This window comes from Nocardioides sp. TF02-7 (genome assembly GCF_022437945.1).
Taxonomy (GTDB): Bacteria; Actinomycetota; Actinomycetes; order Propionibacteriales; family Nocardioidaceae; genus Nocardioides.
On the sequence record NZ_CP092535.1, the window covers coordinates 521,955 to 545,036 of the forward strand.

Sequence of the window (23,082 nt, forward strand, 5' to 3'; positions counted from 1 at the left end):
CGCTCCGGGGTCGTTGGTGATCGCGAGCGTGAACGTGGCGCCGTCGACGTACTCACCGCCACCGCCACCCGACGACGACCCGTCGCCGCCGCACGCGGCCAGGCCGACGCCCGTCAGCGACAGCGCGAGCGCTGCCACCACCCTCGTGTTCTTCGATCCCATGGGACTCCTCTTCCTCCGGTGGGCTGGTGGTCAGGACGGGTCGTCGGTCCGGGCGACGGCGCGCCCGTGGTGCAGGTAGGCCGCGCGGCCGGAGCCGTCGTCGCCGAGGAACGCGTAGACCGGGTGCATGCCGTGGCTCTGCTCGAGCGCGATCAGGGAGTCGCCGCGCAGGGGCACCAGCCCCGTGCGGAAGGGTGGTTCGCCGATCTCGGCGAGGATGCCCTTGGGCGTCTGCTCGAGCCACAGCGTCCCGTCGGACTCCTCCCGGACCTCGACGTCGTGGACGGCGTCGGCGTACCGGCCGGTGTAGCGCGCCGGGTCGGCGACGGGGAGTGGGTCGGCCGGCGGCTCCGGCCGCGCGGGGAGGGTGATGCCGGTGAGCTCGCGGACCAGGTGGACCACGACGTCCTCGTAGGAGCCGAGGACGTCGCCGCCGTTGGTCAGCAGCGCGACGGCGACGCCGTGCTCGGGGACGACGCGGAGGAACGCCGCCTGGCCGATCGTGCCGCCGTCGTGCTCGACGACGGTGCCGCCGTCGGTCTCGGTGATCGACCAGCCGAGACCCCAGGCGCTCCCCATCGTCCCGACGTCGGGGACGGCGGTCTGGCGCTCCTGCATGGCGGCCACCGCCGCGGCGCCGAGGACCTGGGTCCCGTCCGGGGCGCGCCCACCGGCGAGGTGGAGGCGGACGAAGCCGAGCAGGTCGCGGGCCCGCATCGCCAGCATCGACCCGGCCGGGGCGTTGGAGCGGACCAATGCCCACTGCCGTGCGGGCTCCGGGGTGCCGTCGGGTCGCTCGCCGACGTGACCGACCGCGGCGCGGTGGAGGATCGCCTCGTAGGGGCTGGGTGCGACGTGGGTGAGCCCGAGCGGCTCGACCAGCCGCTCGGTCAGGACGGCGTCGAACGGCCGGCCGCGGAGCACCTCCACCAGGCGGCCGAGGACGACGTAGCCGGCATTGTTGTAGGAGAACACCTCGCCCGGCGGCACGAGCTGCGGCGTGCCGGCGATCGCCGCGACGTACTTCTCGACGGCGTCGTCGCCGCGCCCGGTGTCGGTGAAGACGTCGCCCTCGAACCCCGCGGTGTGGCAGAGCAGCTGGCGGGCCGTGATCCGCTCGGTGGCGACCGGGTCGGAGGTGCGGAAACCGGGCAGGTGGTCGCGCACCGGTGCGTCCAGGTCGAGGAGCCCCTCCTCCACCAGCTGCATCACCAGCGTCGCGGTCCAGAGCTTGGTGATCGACCCGACCTGGAAGACCGAGTCGGCGGTCGCCGCGACGCCGGTGCCGGTGCTGAGCACCCCGGCCGCCGCGTCGACGACCTCGTCGCCCACCAGCACGGCCGCTGCGGCGCCCGGGACCCCTCGCGCCGCGACCACGCGGCCGAGCTCGCTCCCGAGCCAGGTGGCGACCTCCGACGGCTGCATGGGGCGAGACTAGGAACACACCGGCTCGAGGCGCCTCGTCGGATCACACGAACGACGCCCCACCCGTTGGTGCATCCCGACAAGGCGCGGGCCCGCTAGCGCCCGTCCAGCCAGGCGAGCACCGCGAGCACGCGCCGGTTGTCGTCGGGGGGCGGGCGGCAGGTCGAGCTTGGCGAAGATGTTGCTGGTGTGCTTGTCGACGGCCTTGTCGGTCACGACGAGCCGGGCGGCGATGGCGGCGTTGGACCGCCCCTCCGCCATCAGCGTCAGCACCTCCCGCTCTCGGTCCGTGAGCCGGTCGAGCGGTCGGCTGCGGGCAGACACCAGCGTGGCCACGACCTCGGGGTCGAGCACGGTGCCGCCGTCCGCCACCTGGCGCACCGCGGCCAGGAACGCGTCGACGTCGGAGACCCGGTCCTTGAGCAAGTAGCCGACCGCGCCCTCGCCCCCGGCGAGCAGGTCGCGGGCATAGATCGGCTCGACCCACTGGCTCAGCACGAGGACCGGCAGGCCCCGTCGCTCCCGGCGGGCAGCGGTCGCCGCCTCGAGCCCCTCGGTCGTCTGCGTCGGCGGGGAGCCGGACGTCGACGACGGCGATGTCGATGTCGTCGCGTCCGAGGGCCCGGACCAGCGAGGGCGCGTTGTCGACCGCCTCGACCACGTCGATCCCGCCGGAGTCGAGGATCCGGGTGAGCCCGACGCGCAGCAGCGCCTGGTCCTCCGCGAGGACCGCCCGCAGCCGCGGCGGACCGGTCACGTCGTCGGGCACGGCACCTCGATCCGCACGACGGTGCCCGCTCCGGGCGGGCTCTTGACGACGAGGTCGCCGTCGAACGCGTCGAGCCGCTCGGCGACCCCGGTCAGTCCCGACCCGCCGCGGTCGGCGCCGCCACGGCCGTCGTCGCCGACCGTGATCCGCAGCCGGTGGCCGTCGTGGCTGCCGGTGACCCAGGCGCGACCCGCCGCGGCGTGCTTGGCGGTGTTGGCCAGGCACTCCGCCACCGCGAAGTACGCCGCCGACTCGACCGGCGCGGGCAGCCGCGGCACCGACATCGCCACGGTGACCGGCACCGGCAGCGCGACCGCGAGCGCCTCGACCGCCCCCCGCCAGGCCGCGGTCGGCCAGCACCGGCGGGTGGATGCCCCGCACCACGCTGCGCAGGTCGTCGAGCGCGTCCATCGTGGTCTCGCGCGCCTCCCGCAGCAGCGCGGCCGCCGCGTCCGGGTCGCTGCGGACCAGCTTCTCCGCCAGGCCGACGCTCATCCCCACCGATGCGATCCGCGCCTGCGCACCGTCGTGCAGGTCGCGCTCGATCCGGCGTACCTCCGCGGCGTTGTGGTCGAGCGTCCCCCGGCGCGACTCCTCGACCTGCTCCACCCGCTGCTCGAGCCGGGTCACCCGGCCGTGGCCGAGGATGCCGCGCTCGGCCAGCGCCCGGGCCCGGACCAGGGCGGGAGTGGCCGACCACCACGCGAGCAGGACCGGTCCGTCGATGGCCACCAGCAGGAGCCACCACCAGCTGGTGTCGACGACCAGCCCCACCAGGTGGACGACCGGTGCCACGAGCAGGAGCACCGGCAGCGCCGCCATCACGAACCCGCCGGTGGCGGCGAAGAACAACCAGCCGACGTCGCGCCAGCGGGCCGGGTCGCGCAACCAGCGCAGCGGACGGCCCAGCACGGGGACGTCCGCGGTCTCCGCGTAGCCGGGCTCGATCACCTCGTCGAGGAGCGCGCCGCTGATCCGGCGGCTGCCCCGGGCCAGCAGCGCGGTGGCCGGGACGACGCCCAGCGCGAGGATCAGTCCCGAGCCGGCCACGAGCGTCAACGGGATGCTCAGGACGGTGAGGACGGCCAGCGGAACCGCGCCGACGAAGGTCGACGCGTACGCCGCCGAGACGAGCGTCAGCCGCAACCGCTCCGTCAGGCCGGCTCTCGTGACCGGGAGCGGCCGCACTTCCCTGATCGGCGCCAGCACGTCCATCGGGGCGAAGTCTGTCACCGGCCGGCCCCGGCCACCACGCGCCGCCCCGCCCCGCCCAGGTCGCGGACCGTTCCGGCGACCGCCCCTGCCGGCGGCGAGGGTGAGGAGCACGACGCAGGCGACGACGACCGGCGGGATCCAGAGCTGACCGTCCGGGACGACGCCCTCGTCGCGCGCCACCGCGAACGGCACCACCGTCGCGAGCGAGGCGAGCGTCCCGACCACGACGCCGACCACGGCGACGATCCCGGCCTCGGCGACGACCGACCGCTGCACCTGTGTCGGCGTCGCGCCGAGTAGCCACAGCCTCCGCAGCTCGGCCTTCCGGTGGGCGGTCGTCGCGACGAAGGCGTTGACCACCATGATCGCCGCGAACAGCGAGATCATCCCCACGACCACGTTGTTGAGCAGCGTGAGCATGCCGCTGTCCGGCGTGCCCGCCGGCAGCGTCCGACCGTCGATGCTGACCAGCATCAGCGTCCCGACCGCGGCGGACGTCAGCACCACCACCGGTGCGAGGACCCCGGAGAGCAGGTGGGCCCGCCGGGGAGGCGTTGAACGCCGCCAGGTGGCCGCTGGCCGACCTGCCCGCCACCACACGGGTCGGCGCCCACCGCAGCAGCACCGGAGCCAGCACCGCGAGGCCCACGCCGACCAGGATCGAGCTGGACCCGCTGGTCGCCATCGCCGCGTACGGATCCGGGTCGTCGGCGGTCACCGTCACCGTCACCACGGCCATCGCCACGCCGTAGCCGACGAGGAGCACGGCGACCGCGACCCGCCACCACCGCATGCGGCCGGTCGCCGCGGCGCTCTCCCGCACCAGCAGCCCGGCCGGCCCGCGCGTCGCCCTGTGGGCGGCGACGGTGGCTGCGAGCGCCGACACGACCAGCACCAGCGACGCTGCCGCGGCGACGGACGCCGGGCCGGCGTCGTACGCGGTGCGGTCGGTGACCAGACCGCCGGACCGCAGCAGGGCGAAGAGCATCCGGCCGGTGACCGAGGCGACCAGGGCGCCGAGGGCGACTCCGACACCCGCGACGGCGACCGCCTCGCGGACCACGAGCCGGCGTGCCTGCCGCGGCGTGGCGCCGACGGTGCGGAGCAGCGCGACCTCACCATCGCGTTGGTTCGCGGTGATGCCCACGGTCGAGACGACCGAGAACAGCACGATCACCGACCCCCAGGCGCCGACCACCACTCCCATGGTGAAGAGCGTGTCCGCGTCAGCCCCCGAGGCGCCGCCGGCGGTCTCCGCGAGCGTGGCGAACGATCCGATCAGGACGGTGCCGAGGAGCGCGGCGAGGAAGGTCGCCGTCGCGGCGAGCGGCCGGTGGCGCAGGCTGCGCCAGGCGAGCCCGGTCATCGCGCCACCACCAGCTCGTCGAGGTGCGCCATCTGGCCGGCGACCGCGTCCGCCGTCGGGTCGGGCATCCGCCCCGCCACCCGGCCGTCGACGAGGAACAGCACCTCGTCGGCGTACGCCGCCGCCACCGGGTCGTGCGTCACCATCACGACCGTCTGCCCGAGGTCGGTGACGCTGGTGCGCAGCAGCGCCAGCACCTGGCGCGCGGTCGCCGAGTCGAGCGCCCCGGTCGGCTCGTCGGCCAGCACCACCGCCGGCTCGCTCACCAGCGCCCGCGCGATCGCCACCCGCTGCTGCTGCCCGCCCGAGAGGCTGCCGGGGAGGTGGTGGCCCCGGTCCCCCAGGCCGACCAGCTCCAGCAGGCCCCGGACCCGCGCCCGGTCGACCCGCCGGCCGGCCAGACGCAGCGGGAGCGCGACGTTCTGCTCGGCGGTGAGGTAGGGCATCAGGTGGAAGCCCTGGAACACGAACCCGATCCGCTCCCGGCGGAGCCGGGAACGGCGCCCCTCGTCCCAGTCGGTGACGTCCTGCCCGTCGACGAGCACCCGGCCGCCGGTCGGGCGGTCGAGGCCGGCGGCACAGGACAGGAGGGTGGACTTCCCCGACCCGGACGGGCCCATCACCGCGGTGAAGGTGCCCCGCCGGAAGGCGAGGTCGACGCCGTCGAGCGCGGTGACGGTCGTGGCATCGGTGCCGTAGGTGCGGGTCAGCCCCTGCACCTCGAGGGCGCTGGTGGTGCTCTCCATGAAGACGCTCCTGGTGAGGTCGGATCGGATGCCTCCGACGCTAGGAACGCCTGCGCCCCGCGGCGATGGGGCTGAGTCGCTCTTCGGGGGTGGGGTTTCCCCTACCCTCTCTTCTTCGAGGGCCGGCACGCTCGGACGCGCCTCATGGGCCTGCGCGGTGGATCCCCGTCACCGGGTGACCGCGATCAACCGCACAACCCGTGCCTCTGCGCTTCCGCCCAGCGCCAGCTGCGGACGTCATGCGCCCCGAGGGCGATCGCCCACGATCCGTATGACGGCACCCACGACCCGCAGGGTCGCCGTCGCGTTGCTCTTGGCCTGCGTCGGCCTCGGCGGCCTGGCGCACCGGCGCGGAGCAGTGACGCGGACCCGGTGCGGACGGCGGTGGCGGCGACCGGGCGGGAGCAGGCACCGCGGCCGTTGCGGGGGGTCACGCTCGAGTCCGTGGAGCGACTCGTCGCGATCGAGCGGGCGCTCGCCGGGCACCGTCGCCGGCCGACGGCACGGATCGTGTTCCAGCACGGGACGGGTCCCGGGCACTACGCGCGCGCCGTCCGGCGGCTGGCCGACGACGCGGACCTGATGGGGCAGGTCCTGGACTCGACCGCGGTCCGTCGCACGACGCTGCGGCAGTACCGGGAGCGGACCCGCGCGTTCGTCCGCCGCTTCGGGCGGAAGCTGGACTTCTACGAGATCGGGAACGAGCTGAACGGCGAGTGGCTGGGCCGGCCACGGGCCATCAACGCCAAGGTCGCGGCGGCCTACGACGTCGTCGAGCGGGAGCACGCCGAGTCGCGACTGCTACGCCCACGGTTGGGAGGCCACGCTGCCCTTCGCCCGGAGCATGCCCCGGCGCGTGCGGCTCGGGCTGGACGTCGTTCTCCCTCAGCTTCTACGAGACGGCATGCTCGCCCCGGGCCCGGCCCACGGCCGCCCAGATCGCCGCGACCCTGCGGTCGCTGCAGCGCATCTTCCCGCGGGCGCTGGTCGGGATCGGAGAGGTCGGCGCGCAGGGACGCGCCGACGGACTCCCCCGCGACCCGACGTTCGCCGAGAAGGAACGGATCGCCCGCCGCTACCTCGGGATGCACGACCGGCTGCGGCAGGCCGTGGGCCGTCGGTTCATCGGCGGCTACTTCTGGTGGTACTACGCCACCGACGCCGTCCCGCGAAGCCGGCCGGGCTCCCTGTGGCCGGTGCTGGAGTCGTTGTACGCCGACATCCGAGCACGCTGAGAGCGGCTACAGCTCGCTCTGCACCCCGTTGAGCAGCTGCCGGGCGATCACGATCCGCTGCACCTGGTTGGTGCCCTCGTAGATCTGGGTGATCTTGGCGTCGCGCATCATCCGCTCGACCGGGTAGTCGCGGGTGTAGCCGTAGCCGCCGAGCACCTGGACGGCGTTGGTGGTGACCTCCATCGCGACGTCGGAGGCGAAGCACTCCGCGGCGGCGCCGAAGAAGGTCAGGTCGTCGTCGCCGCGCTCGGAGCGGCCGGCGGCGGCGTAGGTCATCTGGCGGGCGGCCTCGACCTTCATGCCCATGTCGGCGAGCAGGAACTGCAGGCCCTGGTTGTCGGCGATCGGGCGGCCGAACTGCTGGCGCTCCTTGGCGTAGCCGAGCGCGTAGTCGAGGGCGCCCTGGGCGACGCCGACGGCCTGGGCGGCGATGGTGATCCGGGTGTGGTCGAGGGTCCTCATCGCGTACTCGAAGCCCTTCCCCTCCTCGCCGATGAGGCGGTCGGCGGGGATCCGGACGTTGTCGAGGTAGACCTCGCGGGTCGGGGAGCCCTTGATGCCGAGCTTCTTCTCCGGGGCGCCGAACGAGACGCCCTCGTCGGACTTCTCGACGACGAACGCCGAGATGCCCCGCGAGCGCTTCTCCGGGTCGGTGGTGGCCAGCACCGTGTAATACTCGGAGACCCCGGCGTTGGTGATCCACCGCTTCACGCCGTTGAGGACGTAGTGGTCGCCGTCGCGCACCGCGCGGGTCTTCTGGTTCGCGGCGTCGGAGCCGGCGTCGGGCTCGGACAGGCAGTAGGAGAAGCCGCCCTCGCCGCGCGCGAGCGCCCCGAGGTACGTCGCCTTCAGCTCCTCCGAGCCGCCGATCTGCACCGGCAGCGACCCCAGCTTGTTGACCGCCGGGATCAGCGACGCCGCCATGTCGGCGCGCGCGACCTCCTCGATCACGATCACCGTGGCGAGCGCGTCGGCCCCCGCGCCGCCGTACTCCTCCGGCACGTGGGGTGCGTGGAAGTCCGCCGCGAGCAGCGCGTCGGCGGCCTCCTGGGGGTAGCGGGACTCCTCGTCGACGGCGGCGGCGTGCGGCGCGACCTTCGCGTCGCAGATGTCGCGGACCGCCTCGCGGATCGCCCGGTGCTCCTCGGAGAGGCCGTAGTAGGGGAAGTCGGGGTTGGTCACGGGAAGAATCCTAGGTAGTCCTACGTTCTTCCCCCATGGCGACCAAGGACTGGCAGGACCCCGATGTGATCCGCGCCATGCTCGAGGACTCCGAGACCTGGGCGGTCGTGGGCCTCTCGGGCGACCCGACGCGGACGGCGTACAGCATCGCGCGGCTGCTCCAGCAGCGCGGCAAGCGGATCGTGCCCGTGCACCCGACGGCCCCCGTCGTGCTCGGCGAGCAGGGCTATGCGTCACTGGCCGACGTGCCGTTCCCGTCGACGTGGTCGACGTCTTCCGGCGCTCCGAGACGGCCGGGCAGTTCGCCGACGAGGCGGTGGCCGTCGGCGCCAAGGGTGTGTGGTTCCAGCTCGGTGTGGTCGACGAGGCGGCCTTCGAGCGCACCACCACGGCCGGTGTGCCGATGGTGATGGACACCTGCCCCGCGATCGAGTGGCGGCGCCTCGCCGCCTGACCCTCGGGCTCAGAGCGGACGGTCCGGCCGGCGCAGCGCCCGCGCCGGCCCGCCGACCAGCTCCTCGAGCGGCCCCCGCCGGCCGAGCGCGACGAAGACCGCGCCGATCGCCAGCACCACCAGCACGTGCCACACGTAGCTGTCCGGCTCCTCCGGCGGCCAGACCGCGTCGGTGCGCATCACCACGTGCAGCGAGTACAGCGTGAGCGTCATCGTCCCGGCGCCGAACAGCACGGCCACGGCCACCCGGCCCGTCGGCGGCAGCAGGTCGACGACGAGCAGGCAGGCGCCGATCACCAGCAGCGCGCTGCCGATCGTCTGCGCCAGGTCGAACGGCGTCCCCGAGTGAGGCGAGACGACCACCAGCCACTCCCACGGCCCTCCGGTCGGCGTGGTGCCGTGCTGGCTGCCGCTGATCGCGTCGAGCAGGTCCGCGTGCCGCACCTCCGGCGCGTCGGGGAACAGCGCGGTGCGCACCCGCTCGGTCGCGGTGAGCGCCCGCGACCCGGCGTACGCCGCCACGGCGAGCGCCGCGCCGCCGGCGGCGACCAGCGCCGGGACCAGCCGGCCACGGAGGTCGGTGCGACCGAGCGCCATCCCGGCGAGCAGGTAGGCCAGCCACGGGACCGCCGGGTAGTAGCCGGTGAACAGCAGCTCGCTGGCCAGCCGGCCGGGCTCGGCGAGCTGGGCCAGGTCGGGGCTCGCGAAGCCGCGCGGCGGCAGCTCGGGGCGCACCAGGTGCGACACCACCGGCCCGGCGACCACCCACCCGGCGGCGAGGACGGCGAGCGGGCGCGCCCGCAGCGCGAGGAACGGCAGGCCGAGCAGGAAGAGCACGCCGTAGTAGGCCAGGATGATCGCCAGCCCGCTGTCGAGGTCGCCGAGCGCGAGACCGAGCAGCGCGATCAGCACCGCCCGCACCGCGATCCCCGCCGCCGACCGCAGCCGGTGGCCCTTCGCCGGCGGTCGTGGCCCGCCGGTCATGAGCGCCAGGCTGACCCCGGCGAGCACCGCGAACAGCGCCGAGGCCCTGCCGCTCGCGAGCGTGTGGGCCAGTGACGGCTCGCCGGCCGGCGTCCGCGGGTCGAGGACGTGGGTGGCGATCATGCCGAGGAGCGCCAGGCACCGGGCGACGTCGATCCCGACGAGTCGCCCGGGTCGGACCGGCTGCGGCGCTCGCACTCGGCCGGCCCTCCGTCGGCGTCCTACTCGACGACCGGCGGCAGCGAGGCGGCGCCCCGCACGACGGCGCCCTTGGCCTCGGCCGTCGCCCGCAGCTGCTGCTGGAACGACGTCATCCGCTCGCGGAGAGCGGGATCGGTGGCCCCCAGGATCCGTACGGCGAGCAGCCCGGCGTTGCGGGCGCCGCCCACGGCGACCGTCGCGACCGGCACGCCGGCCGGCATCTGCACGATCGAGAGCAGCGAGTCGAGGCCGTCGAGGTTCTTGAGCGGCACCGGGACGCCGATGACCGGGAGCGGCGTCACCGACGCCAGCATCCCCGGCAGGTGGGCGGCGCCGCCGGCGCCGGCCACGATGACCGACAGGCCGCGACCGGCCGCCTGCCGGCCGTAGTCGAGCATCTCCTCCGGCATCCGGTGGGCCGAGACCACGTCGGCCTCGTAGGGGACGTCGAACTCGGCCAGTGCCTCGGCCGCGGCCTGCATCACCGGCCAGTCGGAGTCGGACCCCATCACGATGCCCACGCGCGCGCTCACACGCCGGAGCCTAATGGCGTCGTTTGCGGACCCGTCGCCCCGGGGAAGGTGCCGGCGTGCGCCGATCGACGACCGTTGCCGCCGCGGTGCTCGTCCTCGCCCTCGGCGGCGTCGGCGTGGCGGGCGTGCTCCTCCAGGACGGGGACGCCGATGCGGGGCCCGCGCCGGACCCGAGCCTCGACCCGGCCGCGCTGCTGCCGGTGCTGTGCGGGCTGCACGAGGAGCAGCGCGACCTGAGTGGCTACGAGCTGGCCAGCGACGACGACCACAACGCCCTGTGGGACCTGCAGGTGGTCGTGAGCAGCCGGCTGTCCCCGGAGGTCGCCGAGGCGGTCGACCACGCGGACTTCGCGGTCGGCGAGCTCGACGTGGGCAACGAGCCGAACGAGGAGAGCGTCGAGGAGGGCCGCTCGGTCGTCGACGACGCCTGCGCCGGCGTGGACGGGGTCGAGCCGGACGCGGGCCTCTTCGCCGGCACCGGCTGCCTGGCCGCCCGGGCGGTCACGACCGTCGAGGGTGCCCGGGGCTCCCGCGCGGTCTGGAGGACGTACGTGTGGTTCCGCGCCGCGGCCGCCCTCGACGACGAGCACGACGAGACCGCGCGGCTCGCCGAAGAGGCCCTGTACGGCGACCCGGTGGACGGGTCCGACGTGCGCGAGGAGCGGGTCGACCGGATCGTCGAGGGGCCCTGCGCCGACGGGTGACCGCTACTCGCTCTCCTGCCCCAGGTCGCCGCGGAACCAGGCCGCGGCGTGGCGCGCGCGCTCCAGGCAGTCGTCGAGGTCGTCGCCGTAGGCGTTGACGTGGCCGACCTTGCGGCCCGGTCGCAGGTCCTTGCCGTAGAGGTGCACCCGCAGCAGCGGGTCGCGGGCCAGCGCGTGGGGGTAGCCGTCGTAGAGGTGCCCGACCTCGGGGTCGGCGGAGCCGAGGATGTTGACCATCACCGTCCACCGGGCGCGCGGTTCCGGGGAGCCGAGCGGCAGGTCGAGGACGGCGCGGAGGTGGTTCTCGAACTGAGAGGTCACGGCCCCGTCCTGCGTCCAGTGCCCGGTGTTGTGCGGGCGCATGGCGAGCTCGTTGACGAGGATCCGGCCGTCGCGGGTCTCGAACAGCTCGACCGCGAGCACGCCGGTCACCCCGAGCTCGCCCGCGACCCGCAGCGCCAGCGACTGGGCGTCGCCGGCGAGCGCCGGGTCGAGGTCGGGCGCGGGCGCGACGACCTCGTGGCAGATCCCGTCGAGCTGGGTGGTCGCGACGACCGGGTACGCCGCCGCCTGGCCGCTGGGTGCCCGGGCGACGACGGCGGACAGCTCGCGCCGGAAGTCGACGAGCTCCTCGGCGAGCAGCCCGACGCCGGCGCGCGCGGCCGCCCGGAGCGGCTCGCGTACGTCGGCCGCCGTACGGACCACCCAGACCCCCTTGCCGTCGTAGCCGCCGCGCCGCACCTTCAGCACGCACGGCACGCCGAACTCCTCCACGTCGGCGGCCGTCTCGACGAGCGCCCACCGCGGCTGGGGCGCGCCGAGCCGCTCCATCGCCTGCCGCATGACGCCCTTGTCCTGGGCGTGGACGAGCGCCTCCGGCCCCGGGCGGACGGCGACGCCGGTCTCCGCGAGCGCGTGCAGGTGCTCGGTGGGCACGTGCTCGTGGTCGAAGGTCACGACCGCGCACCCCTCCGCAACGCGCTGCAGCGTCGGGAGGTCGCGGTAGTCGCCGACCGTGTGGTCCGGGATGACCTGCGCGGCCGAGACGCCCTCGGCCTCTGCCAGCAGGCGCAGCGGCACGCCCATCGCGACCGCGGGCTGCGCCATCATCCGGGCCAGCTGGCCTCCGCCGATGACGGCGACGCGCGGGGCGGACTCGTGGCTGGTCGGCTTCCCCTGGGGGCACGGGCGCACCCTACCGAGGGACGCTCAGGCCTCGACCGCGGTGCTGTTCTGGTGGGGCGCGCCGGTCTCGAACCGCAGCCCGCGACCGCGGATGGTCGTGATCAGCGTCGGCTGCCGGGTGTCGTCGCCGAGCTTCTTGCGCACCCAGCCGAGGTGGACGTCGATGGTCTTCGAGGAGGTCCAGAACGTGGCGTTCCAGACGTCGCGCATCAGCTCGTCGCGGGTGACCACGGAGCCGGCGCGGGCGATCAGCGCCTGGAGGAGGTCGAACTCCTTGCGGGACAGGCGGATCTCCCGACCCGCCCGCCAGGCACGGCGGTTGTGCGGGTCGAGCCGCACGTCCTGCACCTCGAACACGTGGCCACCGTAGGAACGACGCGACCCCGGGGCCCGGCAATCCGGGCAAACTTTGCCGATGTCCCCCACGCACGTATCGGATCCGCGAACCTTTTTCGCGGTTCGCCGCCGTTCGTGGCCGGTCCGGCTTACACCCGACGCGCCGCGAGCGGCTCCACGACGCCGAACCCGCGGACGGGCCGCGGCGGCAGCGGTCGCGCCTCGACCTGGTCGACCGGGAGCCGGTCGGCGGTGGCGCGGTCGACGATCACCCGGTTGCGACGGGCCACCTGGGTGAGCCGCGCCGCCAGGTTGACCGGCGGCCCGAAGACGTCGCCGAGCCGCATCACGACCGAGCCGCTGGCGAGCCCCACGCGGACGTCGGGCATCCGCTTGTCGCGGCCGATCACGTTGATGATCCCCTCGGCGGTGGCGAACGCGGCGAGGGGATCGTCGTTCACGAACAGCACGGCGTCGCCCATGCTCTTGATCAGCCGGCCGCTGTGGGTCGACACCACGTCGCTGCAGCGCGCCTCGAACAGCTCCACCAGGTCGCCGATCTTCTCCCGGGTGAGCTCGTTGGAGAGCGCGGTGAAGCCCACGATGTCGGCGAAGCCGACGGTCAGCTCGTTGGTGTGCGGGTCGTCGTCCATCGCCCGCACCGACTCCATCCGCGCCAGCGCGGCGGCGAGGTGCCGCCGCCAGGCGTAGATGAGCAGCCGCTCGAACCGCTCCCCGTAGTTCTCCAGCAGCCACACGGTGGCGGCCGCCCGGTCGGTGGCCTTGCCGCCGCTGGCGGCGAACACCTCCTCGACGCGCTGCACCATGGCGCCGACCTCCCAGTCGGCGAGCCGGGCCATGTTGAGGCCGGCGCCGCGGGCGACGGCCAGGGCGAGGTCGAGGTCGACGAGCCCCCTCCTCGATCGTCTCGGCCACGATCGAGAGGGCGTCGACGTCGGCCTGGGTGTACGCCGGCTCGTCGCCGTGCTCCGGGAACCCGAGCGTGCGCCACAGCTTGCGCGCCTGGTCGAGCGGGATGCCGGCGAGGGTGGCGACGTCGGCGGCGGTGAGCCGGGGCGCCTGCCCGAGGAGGGCGCGCTCGAGGACGCCGTCGCCGGGCAGCGGGTCGTCAGACACCGTCGTCGGACCGCCGCGCGTGCAGGTTGTGGAGCAGCTCGTTGATCCGGCGCTGCGTCTCCTCGACGTGCGGCACGTCGTTGAGGCGGATGTTGCCCGAGGTCGACGGGTCGGTGATCAGCAGGCTGCCGCAGCCGAACGGGCGGTCGATCAGGTTGATCTCGATCGAGATGTCGGCGACCCGGGTGAGGGGGACGTCGTGGCCGCGGCGGGTGATGATCCCCCAGCGGGTGATGATCCGGCGGTCGGTGATCCCGTGGACGGTGGTCAGCCAGACGACGAACGGGCGGACCGTCCACCACAGGATCCCGACGGCGCAGAGCGCCCAGACCACGAGCGCCAGCCAGTCCCAGCTCTCGCCGCCGACCAGCACCTGGACGGTGACGCCGACGGCCAGCAGCAGCACCAGCACGAGGATCGGGACGAACAACGCCTTGGGGTGCTGCCGGGTCGAGATGATCAGGTTCTCGCCCGGGTTCAGGAGCTTCTGGGAGATGGCCACGGGAGGATCATCCCACCGATCAGGCCTGCGCAGGGCGCACGTGCACCACGTCGCCCGCCCCGACCTTCTCCGGACCCGCGGCGGTCTCGACGACCAGGCGGCCGTCGGGGGTCGATGTCGATCGCCCGCCCGGTGACGCTGGTCCCCCCGGGGAGGTCGACCCGCACCTCCTGGCCGAGCGTCGCGCAGTGGTCGGCGTACGACGACCGCAGCCGGGCCGAGGCGTCGGGACCGCCGGCCCGCCACGCGTCGTACCCCTCGCGCACGGCCTCCGCCACCGCGGCCAGCACGTCCTCACGCGCCGGCACCGCGTCGGGCCGGGCGACGGCGAGCGACGTGGCGGTCGCGACCGGCAGCTCCTCGGCGGTGAGGCCGACGTTGATCCCGATGCCGACGACCGCGGCCGGGCCGCTGTCGGTCTCGACCCGCTCGACGAGGATGCCGGCGACCTTCCGGCCGTCGAGCAGCACGTCGTTGGGCCACTTCACCCGCGCGTCGAAGCCGAGGGCGGTGAGCGCCTTGGCGACCGTGTGGCCGGTCAGCAGCGGCAGCCACGGCCACGAGGCGGGCGGGACGTCGGGCCGCAGCAGCAGCGAGAACGTCACCGCGCTGCCCGGAGGCGTCTGCCAGGTCCGGTCGAGCCGGCCCCGCCCGGCGACCTGGTGGTCGGCGACGACGAGCAGGCCGTCGGCGGCCCCGGACCGGGCCCGCTCGGCGGCGACCTGGTTGGTGGACGGCGCCTCGGCGAGCAGCTCGAGGGTCAGGTCGGGGGTCGGTCCGAGCAGTGCGGTGAGCCGGCTCTCGTCGAGGGGTGGGCGCAGGTCCGGGTCTCCGATCACGGCCACTACCCTGTCGCACGACGTCAAGGAGGCCAAGCACGTGACTGCCGAACCGACCAGCACCGACGCGACCGGGACCGACCGGGCCGGGGACCTGCCGGACATCCACACCACCGCGGGCAAGCTCGCCGACCTCGAGCGCCGCCTCGACGAGGCCGTGCACGCCGGGTCGGCGAAGGCGGTGGAGAAGCAGCACGCCAAGGGCCGGCAGACGGCCCGGGAGCGGATCGAGATGCTCTTCGACGAGGGCTCTTTCGTCGAGATCGACGAGCTGGCCCGCCACCGGTCGACGAACTTCGGGCTGGAGAAGAACCGGCCCTACGGCGACGGCGTGGTGACCGGCTACGGCACCATCGACGGCCGCCAGGTGTGCGTCTTCTCCCCAGGACTTCACCGTGTTCGGCGGCTCGCTCGGCGAGGTCTACGGCGAGAAGATCACCAAGGTCATGGACCTCGCCGTCAAGACCGGCTGCCCGATCATCGGCATCAACGAGGGCGCCGGGGCGCGGATCCAGGAGGGCGTGGTCTCCCTCGGCCTCTACGGCGAGATCTTCCGTCGCAACGTCCACGCCTCCGGGGTGATCCCGCAGATCAGCCTGATCATGGGCAACTGCGCCGGCGGTCACGTCTACTCCCCCGCGGTCACCGACTTCACCGTGATGGTCGACCAGAGCTCGGCGATGTTCATCACCGGTCCCGACGTGATCAAGACCGTCACCGGCGAGGACGTCTCCATGGAGGACCTCGGCGGCGCCCGCGCCCACAACACCAAGTCCGGCAACGCCCACTACATGGCCTCCGACGAGGCCGACGCGCTGGAGTACGTGCGCGCGCTGCTGTCCTACCTGCCGCAGAACAACCTCGACGAGCCGCCGTCGTACGACGACCCCCGCCGACCTCGACGTCACCGACGAGGACCGCGAGCTCGACACGCTGATCCCCGACAGCCCCAACCAGCCCTACGACATGCACACCGTGATCGAGCACGTCGTCGACGACGGCGAGTTCCTCGAGGTGCAGGCGCTGTTCGCACCCAACATCATCGTGGGCTTCGGCCGGGTCGAGGGCCGCTCGGTCGGCGTCGTGGCCAACCAGCCGATGCAGTTCGCGGGCACCCTCGACATCGACGCCTCGGAGAAGGCCGCCCGGTTCGTGCGCACCTGCGACGCGTTCAACATCCCGGTGCTGACCTTCGTCGACGTGCCCGGCTTCCTGCCCGGCGTCGACCAGGAGCACAACGGCATCATCCGGCGCGGCGCCAAGCTCATCTACGCCTACGCCGAGGCGACCGTCCCGCTGGTCACCGTGATCACCCGCAAGGCCTACGGCGGCGCCTACGACGTGATGGGCTCCAAGCACCTCGGCGCCGACATGAACGTCGCCTGGCCGACCGCCCAGATCGCGGTGATGGGCGCCCAGGGCGCGGCCAACATCGTCTACCGCAAGGAGCTGGCGGCCGTCGCCGACGCCGGCGGCGACGTCGACGCCCGGCGGGCGGAGCTGATCGACGAGTACGAGACCACGCTGGCCAACCCCTACATCGCCGCCGAGCGGGGCTACGTCGACACCGTCATCCACCCGCACGAGACCCGGGTCGAGATCGTCCGGGCGCTGCGCCTGCTCCGCACCAAGCGCGAGACCCTGCCGCCCAAGAAGCATGGAAATATCCCGCTGTGAGCGCTGACGAGCACCCAGAGCAGCCTGCCCCCGCCCGTCCTGAGGGTGATCACCCCGGACGCGACGCCGGAGGAGGTCGCCGCCCTGGTGGCGGTGTTCTCCGCCCTCGGAGGCGGCGCGCCGGAGCCGGAGCGGCCGCGCTCGGAGTGGGCGCACCCGGCCCGGCGGGTGCGGCAGCCGCTGCATGCCGGCCCGGGCGGGTGGCGGGCCAGCGGCCTCGGCCGCTGAGGCCGTGTCGGGACGGGCGCATAGGGTCACCGCATGACCCGCCCCGTGGACGCCCGCACCGACCAGTTCGTCGACGACTACGCCGCGCTCGACCCGCTCACCGCCACCGAGGCCGGCATCGCCGGCCACGACCACGAGCTGCCCGACCTGTCGCCCGACGGCTACGCCGCTCGTGAAGCGCTGCTGCGGGACGCCCTGGCCGACGTGGCCGCCCTCGAGCCGGTCGACGAGCGCGAGCGCACCGCCCGTGAGGCGTTCCTCGAGCGCACCGGCCTCCTCGTCGAGAAGGCGCCGTTCGACCGCAGCTCGTTCTCGGTGATCAGCAGCGCCCTGCACGAGGTCCGCGGCGCGTTCGACCTGATGCCGACCGCGACGGCCGAGCACTGGGAGGTGATCGGCGAGCGGCTGGCCGCCGTGCCCGCCGCGCTCGAGGGCTACCGGACGACCCTGCGGGAGGAGGCGGCGGCCGGCCGGGTCGCGGCCCGCCGGCAGTACGTCGAGGTGGCGAGCCAGGTGCGCGGCTGGACCGGCCAGGAGGGCACCGCAGGGTCGTACTTCGACAAGCTGGTCGCCCCCCGCCCCCGAGGGCGTGCGCGAGCGACTCCGCGCCGCCGCGGCGAGCGCCACGGCGGCGTACGCCGACCTGGGGCGGTTCGCCGAGACCGAGCTGGCGCCGCTGGGCCGCGAGGTCGACGGCGTCGGCCGCGACCGCTACGAGCTCGAGTCCCGGTTCTTCCTCGGCGCGGCCGTCGACCTCGAGGAGACCTACCGCTGGGGCTGGGAGGAGCTGAAGCGGATCGAGGACGACATGGCCGCCACTGCCGGCCGGATCGTGCCGGGCGGCTCGGTCGACGACGCGGTGAAGGCGCTCGACGCCGACCCGGCGCGTGACTGCGGCAGCCGGGAGGCGTTCGAGGCGTGGATGCAGGAGCGGTCCGACCGGGTGCTCGCCGACTTCGACGGGGTCCACTTCGACATCGCGGAGCCGATCCGCACCCTCGCCTGCAAGGTCGCGCCGGTCAACGACGGCGGCGCCTGGTACACGCCGCCCTCGGAGGACTTCTCGCGCCCGGGCACGATGTGGTTCTCCTTCACCGACGACAACACCTACTTCTCGACCTGGCGCGAGACGACCACCGTCTTCCACGAGGGGGTTCCGGGTCACCACCTCCAGTGCGCGCAGGTGGTGCACCGCGCCGACGTCCTCAACCGGTGGCAGCGGCTGCTGTGCTGGGTGAGCGGTCACGGCGAGGGCTGGGCCCTCTACGCCGAGCGGCTGATGGACGAGCTGGGGTACTTCGACGACCCGGGCGACCGGCTGGGGTTCCTCGACATGCAGGGCTTCCGCGCGGCGCGGGTGGTCGTCGACATCGGCGTGCACCTCGGCCTCCGGATCCCGGCCGACAACCCGTTCGGCTGGCGGCCCGGCGAGGTGTGGGACGCCGACCGGGCCTTCGAGTTCATGCGTGCCCACTCCCGGATGGACGACGGGTCGCTCCGGTTCGAGGTCAACCGCTACCTCGGGTGGCCGGGCCAGGCGCCGTCCTACAAGGTCGGCGAGCGGATCTGGCTGCAGGCCCGCGACGAGGCGCGCGCCCGGCAGGGGGCCGCCTTCGACCTCAAACGGTTCCACACCGACGCGCTCGACCTCGGCGCCCTCGGTCTCGACCCGCTCAAGGCGGCGCTGGCCCGGCTGTGAGCGTCCGGGTCCTCGACCGCCGCGAGGCGCGCCGGATCGCCGTCCGGGCGCAGCTGCTCGACGCCCGCCGGCCGCCGGCGCTGGTGCCGATGGTCGACGACCTCACGCTCCTCCAGATCGACCCGACGGCCGCGATCGCGCCGAACGTCGACCTGGTGTCGTGGAGCCGGCTGGGCGACGCGTACGCGCCGTCCGACCTGCGGTTCGCGCTCGAGGAGGAGCGCTCGCTCGTCGAGCACGGCTCCTACGTCCGGCCGATGGACGACGTCGGGCTGGTCCTCGCGACCGTGCGCGACTGGGGACGTCACGAGCGCGCCCGGGAGTGGCTGGCGGCCAACGCCGGCTTCCGGGCCGACGTGCTGGCCCGGTTGGCCGACAGCGGCCCGCTCACCGCCGCCGACGTCCCCGACACCGCCGCGGTGCCCTGGCAGTCGACCGGCTGGACCAACGACAAGAACGTCGTGCTGATGCTCGAGTTCCTCATGATGGTCGGCGAGGTCGCCGTCGCCGGCCGGCAGGGGCGGCTGCGGCGCTGGGACCTGGCCGAGCGGGTCTACCCGGCGGACCTCGAGGTGCCGGCGTACGACGTCGCGCGGGCCGAGCTCGCCCGGCGCCGGCTGGCGTCGCTCGGCGTCGCCCGGACCCGTGCGGCGGCGCAGTTCGCCGAGCCGGTCGACGTGGGCGAGATCGGGGTGGAGGTCGAGGTCGCGGGGCTGGCGGGAAGGTGGCGGGTCGACCCCGACGCCGTGGCCGCGGCCGAGGAGCCGTTCGAGGGCCGCACCGCGCTCCTGTCGCCGTTCGACCGCCTGGTCTACGACCGCGACCGGGCGCTCGAGCTGTTCGACTTCGAGTACGTCCTCGAGATGTACAAGCCGGCCGCCAAGCGGCGCTGGGGGTACTTCGCGCTGCCGGTCCTCCACGGCGACCGCCTGGTCGGCAAGCTCGATGCGAAGGCCGACCGCAAGGCGGGCGTGCTGCGGGTCCACGCGGTCCACGAGGACCACCCGTGGGAGCCGGAGGTCGGCGACGGTGTGGAGGCGGAGGTGCAGGCGCTCGCCGACTGGCTCGGGCTCGACGTCGTGCGCGGCTGACGGTGCCGTCCTGGCGGGGCGGCCCCGGTCGGCTGGGTCTTCAACCGACCGGGGCCTTGCCGACAGTCCTCGCACGCGCGCATCTCGTCAGCCGACCCCGCGTTACCCCGTGCCGGGTGGCGGCAACCCGGGTCGTCGTGCAGCTCGCCGCTCCCCCGACTAGGTTGGGGTGATGGACGACCAGCGGATCCTCGACGTCGCGCAGAGGCTGGCCACTGCTCTGGAGCCGGGCGACCTGGACGCGACCCTCGACCGGATCACGGCAGCCGCCGTCGAGGTGCTCCCCGACGTGCAGCTCGCCAGCATCACCGTCAAGCACGCCGACGGGCGGCTGGAGACGTTCGCCCCCACGGACGACGTCCTCCTGGGCGTCGACGCAGCGCAGTACGAGCTGCAGGAGGGCCCGTGCTACGAAGCCGCGGTCGACGCGGTGCACGTCACGTCGCCCAACCTCGCTGCCGACGAGCGGTTCCCGCGCTACGCACCGATGGCGGTCAAGGCCGGGATCCGCGCCCAGGCGGGGATCCGGCTGTTCGACGCGCGCGGGTCGCAGGGGGCGCTGAACATCTACTCCGAGCACGTCGGCGCGTTCACCGACCTCGACGCGCTCGGCCGGCTGTTCGCCCACCAGGCGGCGATGGCGCTCGACTACGCCCGCGAGATCCAGGACCTCCGCGAGGCCATGCGCAGTCGTGGCGTCATCGGCCAGGCGGTCGGGATCACGATGGAGCGGTTCCAGCTCGACGAGGCACGCGCGTTCGGCTTCCTCGTCCGGATGTCGCAGCACGAGAACGTCAAGCTGCGCACCATCGCCGAGGAGCTGGTCGCGAAGACCGAGGCCGAGCACGGCGCCGGCTGACCCGAGCGGCGCCCGGGTCGCACTACGCTGCGGCGGTGCCGGTGACGCTCGCCCACCCCGCCGCCGTGCTGCCGCTCGGCCGGCTCGGCCTGCCGATGGCCGCCCTGGTCGCCGGGTCGATGGCGCCGGACCTGCCGGTCTTCCTGCAGTCGTGGGGCGCGTACGGCGTCACCCACAGCGCGGTCGGGGTGGTGACGGTCGACGTGGTCGTCGCGATGGTCGCCCTGGTCGCCTGGTCCGTCGTCGCGCGTGACGCCGTCGTGGACATGGCCCCTGACCGGGCGCGGTCGCGGTTGGAGCCGTGGGTGCGGCCGACCCGCCGCGAGTGGCTGCTCGCCGTCCCGGCCGCCTGCCTCGGCGCGGCCACGCACGTCGTGTGGGACGCGTTCACCCATCCCGGTCGATGGGGACCGCGCCACGTCGAGTGGCTGCACAACGACCACGCCGGCCTGCCGGGTTCGAAGTGGCTGCAGTACGCGTCCGGCGTCGTCGGCCTGGCAGTCGTCGCCTGGGCCGCGCTCCGCCACCTCCGGTCCCGCGCGCCGCGCCCCGGTCCTCGAGCGCCGCGGGTGCTCCCTCCCGCGACGCTTCCGGCCGCCGTGGCGGGGGCCGCCCTCGTCGGGCTCTCCTCCGGCGCCGTCCACGCACCGGATCTCCACGACATGGCGTACTTCGCCGTGGTCCACGGGCTGATCGCCCTCGTCGTCCTGTGCTCGGTCGCGTGCGCCGCCTGGCACGGCGTACGCCGGCGACGCGTGGCCGGCGCGGACCGCTAGCGGGGTCGGGTCAACCGGCCCAGATGCCGACTGCCGCCCAGATCGTCGGACCGGCAGGGACGTCGTCGATCGGCGTGCAGTCGCGGGCGGCCACGTCGCAGCGCACCAGCCACTCGACCAGTGGCAGGCCGGACGGATCGGGCTCCTCGGCGGGAACGACGAGCACGACCTGCGTGGGCGACTCCCACCCGACGGGCTGCCACCGGGCGTCGCGCAGCGGCAGTCGGTCCGGCTCGGCACCCGACCGGAGCACCCACACGGCGTCCGCGCCGTCGCGGGCGAACGCCGCCGGGTCCGCACGCGACGCGCTGAACACGTAGGTCCCACCGTCCGGCGACCAGAGGCCGGTCTGCGCGCTCGGGACCCGGTCCACCTCCTGGAAGGCGCCCGAGTCGTCGACGGTGCCGTAGACGCCGGCCGGGGAGGTCCTGGCCCTGCTCCCACTCCTCGTACATCAGGCCCCCGGGCCACGGTTGCGCCCGGTTCAGGGTCGCCTCGACCCCGACCGTCACCGGTTCGGTGCCCGCCGACCACATCCGCACCGCGTCGTCGACGAAGAACAGCCGGCCGTCGAGGTCGAACCCGTCGAGGAACAGCTCACCGGTGGCCGCGCTGTCGGGGCCCCGGACCGTCGCGTCGAGCTCGACGTGGTCCTCCGCGTCCCAGAGCGCGACCCGGAAGCCCTCGTCGCCGGGCAGCACCTCGGCGTAGGCCACCAGAGTGCCGTCGGGCGAGACCACCACCTCGGACACCGCGTTCCCGGTCTCCACGACGGGCACGAGCTCGGGGCCATCGACGAGGTACCACGCGGCGTCCTCGCCGTACTGGGTGCCGACAACGGTGGTGCCGCCGCCGTACCTGATGTTCCGCAGGTCGGTCTCGACGGTCACGTCACCGACGTGCAGCGTCCCGTCCCGCCAGGACGGCAGGATCGTCGGCTCGCCGCCCGACGGCAGCTCGGTCGTGGGCTCCGGAGCCGGTGCCGGCTGCGGGCGGTTGTCGCCCGGCCCGGCAACGACCTGGCTCAGTCCGACGACCCCGGTCACCGTCAGCACCGCGACGCCGGCCGTGACCGCCTGGCGGGCCGTGCGGCGCCGCTCGCCGCGGCGCGCGAGCGCCGTGTAGTCGGGCACCTGTGCGGCGTCGGCCGCGGCCTGCGCGATGTCATGCATGGGTTCCTCCCAAGACCTCCGAGTCGCCCCCGCTCGATCACGGCAGCCAGCGCTGCGCGTCCTCGGCTGAGGCGTGCCTTGACGGTGCCGACCGGCACCCCGAGCGTGGTCGCGACCTCGGCGACCGGCAGGTCGGCGAGGTAGTGGAGCGCGAGCGTCTCCCGCTGCGCCAGCGGCAGCTCGCGCAGCGCCTGCACCAGCGCCATCCGCTCGTCGCTGAGCGCGGGGGCGTGCTCCTCGCCGACCGGGTGGGTGCGGCCGAGGAGCCGCTCGCCCAGCACCCGGCGGCGGTGGCGGGTGCGGGCCACGTTGACCGCGACCGTGCGGAGCCACGCCTCGGGCTGGTCGAGCCGCTCGAACGTCCGGCGGCGGCTCACCGCCCGGGCGAACGCCTCCGCGACGACGTCCTCCGCCTCCGTCAGGTTGCCGCAGACGCCGTAGAGCTGGCCGACGAGCCGGCGGTACGACGCGTCGAAGCACCGCTGGATCGGGTCGTCCCCGTCACCGCTCATGGCGCCTCCTCTCGCTGGTCACACCCCTACGACCCACGGGTGCCCGCGCAGGTTGCACCCACATCGCACCTCATCGGCGGGGGACGCGACGGC

The 23,082-nt window shown here is 74.2% G+C and carries 19 protein-coding genes and 5 pseudogenes; 10 read left to right on the top strand and 14 right to left on the bottom strand.

The genetic code is table 11. The annotated features are described in order from the left end of the window. Positions 1-192 precede the first annotated feature (192 nt). The 3 genes and pseudogenes from MF408_RS02695 to MF408_RS26540 all read right to left on the bottom strand — a co-directional run. Positions 193-1,587, bottom strand: coding sequence for a serine hydrolase (locus tag MF408_RS02695; protein ID WP_240250162.1), 1,395 nt, complete (start codon positions 1,585-1,587; stop codon positions 193-195). 95 nt (positions 1,588-1,682) lie between these two features. Further along, positions 1,683-2,326: pseudogene (locus MF408_RS02700) on the bottom strand (response regulator transcription factor). Positions 2,327-2,722: 396 nt separating this feature from the next. Then, positions 2,723-4,045 (bottom strand): annotated as a pseudogene (locus MF408_RS26540) (histidine kinase); the annotation flags it as partial. An 80-nt stretch (positions 4,046-4,125) separates the two neighbouring features. Between MF408_RS26540 and MF408_RS02710 the strand changes: the two are divergent. Further along, complete coding sequence (locus MF408_RS02710; protein WP_240250163.1) at positions 4,126-4,323, top strand: hypothetical protein; 198 nt, start codon at positions 4,126-4,128, stop codon at positions 4,321-4,323. 610 nt (positions 4,324-4,933) lie between these two features. Here MF408_RS02710 and MF408_RS02715 read toward each other — a convergent pair. Beyond that, positions 4,934-5,683: an ABC transporter ATP-binding protein gene (locus MF408_RS02715; RefSeq protein WP_240250164.1), complete on the bottom strand. Its 750-nt coding sequence runs from the start codon at positions 5,681-5,683 to the stop codon at positions 4,934-4,936. Positions 5,684-6,399: 716 nt separating this feature from the next. Between MF408_RS02715 and MF408_RS02720 the strand changes: the two genes are divergently transcribed. Further along, positions 6,400-6,918, top strand: a complete 519-nt coding sequence (locus tag MF408_RS02720) for a hypothetical protein (protein WP_240250165.1) — start codon at positions 6,400-6,402, stop codon at positions 6,916-6,918. A gap of 6 nt (positions 6,919-6,924) precedes the next feature. Here the strand turns inward: MF408_RS02720 and MF408_RS02725 are convergent, their stop codons facing one another. Next, positions 6,925-8,100, bottom strand: coding sequence for an acyl-CoA dehydrogenase family protein (locus MF408_RS02725; RefSeq protein ID WP_240250166.1), 1,176 nt, complete (start codon positions 8,098-8,100; stop codon positions 6,925-6,927). Between the two features lie 77 nt (positions 8,101-8,177). Between MF408_RS02725 and MF408_RS02730 the strand changes: the two are divergent. After that, positions 8,178-8,554, top strand: a pseudogene (locus MF408_RS02730) (CoA-binding protein). A gap of 9 nt (positions 8,555-8,563) precedes the next feature. On the opposite strand, the gene MF408_RS02735 reads toward MF408_RS02730, so the two are convergent. Further along, complete coding sequence (locus MF408_RS02735; RefSeq protein WP_240250167.1) at positions 8,564-9,736, bottom strand: heparan-alpha-glucosaminide N-acetyltransferase domain-containing protein; 1,173 nt, start codon at positions 9,734-9,736, stop codon at positions 8,564-8,566. 23 nt (positions 9,737-9,759) lie between these two features. Continuing rightward, positions 9,760-10,272 carry a 5-(carboxyamino)imidazole ribonucleotide mutase gene (gene purE / locus MF408_RS02740; RefSeq protein WP_275693326.1) on the bottom strand — a complete coding sequence of 171 codons (513 nt, stop codon included), beginning with the start codon at positions 10,270-10,272 and terminating at the stop codon, positions 9,760-9,762. A gap of 56 nt (positions 10,273-10,328) precedes the next feature. Here purE and MF408_RS02745 point away from each other — a divergent pair, with 56 nt between their 5' ends. Beyond that, positions 10,329-10,976: a hypothetical protein gene (locus tag MF408_RS02745; protein ID WP_240250168.1), complete on the top strand. Its 648-nt coding sequence runs from the start codon at positions 10,329-10,331 to the stop codon at positions 10,974-10,976. A 3-nt stretch (positions 10,977-10,979) separates the two neighbouring features. On the opposite strand, the gene MF408_RS02750 is transcribed toward MF408_RS02745, so the two are convergent. The 5 genes from MF408_RS02750 to MF408_RS02770 all read right to left on the bottom strand — a co-directional run bounded on the left by MF408_RS02750 (position 10,980) and on the right by MF408_RS02770 (position 14,975). Further along, a complete protein-coding gene (locus tag MF408_RS02750; RefSeq protein ID WP_240251608.1) occupies positions 10,980-12,086 on the bottom strand; it encodes a 5-(carboxyamino)imidazole ribonucleotide synthase in 1,107 nt (368 codons plus the stop codon). Positions 12,087-12,185: 99 nt separating this feature from the next. Continuing rightward, complete coding sequence (locus MF408_RS02755; RefSeq protein ID WP_240250169.1) at positions 12,186-12,518, bottom strand: winged helix-turn-helix domain-containing protein; 333 nt, start codon at positions 12,516-12,518, stop codon at positions 12,186-12,188. 128 nt (positions 12,519-12,646) lie between these two features. Next, positions 12,647-13,357 (bottom strand): adenylate/guanylate cyclase domain-containing protein, encoded by a 711-nt coding sequence (locus MF408_RS02760; protein ID WP_240250170.1) that lies wholly within the window; start codon positions 13,355-13,357, stop codon positions 12,647-12,649. A 269-nt stretch (positions 13,358-13,626) separates the two neighbouring features. Continuing rightward, a complete protein-coding gene (locus tag MF408_RS02765; RefSeq protein ID WP_240250171.1) occupies positions 13,627-14,136 on the bottom strand; it encodes a PH domain-containing protein in 510 nt (169 codons plus the stop codon). Continuing rightward, complete coding sequence (locus tag MF408_RS02770) at positions 14,112-14,975, bottom strand: biotin--[acetyl-CoA-carboxylase] ligase (protein WP_240250172.1); 864 nt, start codon at positions 14,973-14,975, stop codon at positions 14,112-14,114. The genes MF408_RS02765 and MF408_RS02770 overlap by 25 nt, the downstream gene beginning before the upstream one ends. Positions 14,976-15,069: 94 nt before the next feature. Between MF408_RS02770 and MF408_RS02775 the strand changes: the two are divergent. The 6 genes and pseudogenes from MF408_RS02775 to MF408_RS02800 all read left to right on the top strand — a co-directional run bounded on the left by MF408_RS02775 (position 15,070) and on the right by MF408_RS02800 (position 21,305). Then, a pseudogene (locus MF408_RS02775) lies at positions 15,070-16,652 on the top strand (acyl-CoA carboxylase subunit beta). A 45-nt stretch (positions 16,653-16,697) separates the two neighbouring features. Further along, complete coding sequence (locus MF408_RS02780) at positions 16,698-16,880, top strand: acyl-CoA carboxylase subunit epsilon (RefSeq protein WP_240250173.1); 183 nt, start codon at positions 16,698-16,700, stop codon at positions 16,878-16,880. A gap of 33 nt (positions 16,881-16,913) precedes the next feature. Further along, a pseudogene (locus MF408_RS02785) lies at positions 16,914-18,579 on the top strand (DUF885 domain-containing protein). Continuing rightward, positions 18,576-19,670 (top strand): crosslink repair DNA glycosylase YcaQ family protein, encoded by a 1,095-nt coding sequence (locus tag MF408_RS02790; RefSeq protein WP_240250174.1) that lies wholly within the window; start codon positions 18,576-18,578, stop codon positions 19,668-19,670. The pseudogene MF408_RS02785 and the gene MF408_RS02790 overlap by 4 nt, the downstream one beginning before the upstream one ends. Positions 19,671-19,842: 172 nt before the next feature. Then, the gene (locus MF408_RS02795) at positions 19,843-20,529 is read left to right on the top strand and encodes a GAF and ANTAR domain-containing protein (RefSeq protein WP_240250175.1); all 687 of its coding nucleotides are present in this window, start codon (positions 19,843-19,845) and stop codon (positions 20,527-20,529) included. Positions 20,530-20,564: 35 nt separating this feature from the next. After that, positions 20,565-21,305 (top strand): DUF4184 family protein, encoded by a 741-nt coding sequence (locus MF408_RS02800; protein ID WP_240250176.1) that lies wholly within the window; start codon positions 20,565-20,567, stop codon positions 21,303-21,305. On the opposite strand, the gene MF408_RS02805 is transcribed toward MF408_RS02800, so the two are convergent. Together MF408_RS02805 and MF408_RS02810 are read right to left on the bottom strand one after the other, a co-directional pair. After that, entirely contained in the window at positions 21,302-22,438 is a 1,137-nt protein-coding gene (locus tag MF408_RS02805) for a hypothetical protein (RefSeq protein WP_240250177.1), read from the bottom strand. The two genes, MF408_RS02800 and MF408_RS02805, sit on opposite strands and share 4 nt — an antisense overlap. Continuing rightward, on the bottom strand, positions 22,354-22,989 hold the full coding sequence (locus MF408_RS02810) for a SigE family RNA polymerase sigma factor (RefSeq protein ID WP_240250178.1): 636 nt from the start codon (positions 22,987-22,989) through the stop codon (positions 22,354-22,356). The genes MF408_RS02805 and MF408_RS02810 overlap by 85 nt, the downstream gene beginning before the upstream one ends. Positions 22,990-23,082 lie beyond the last annotated feature (93 nt).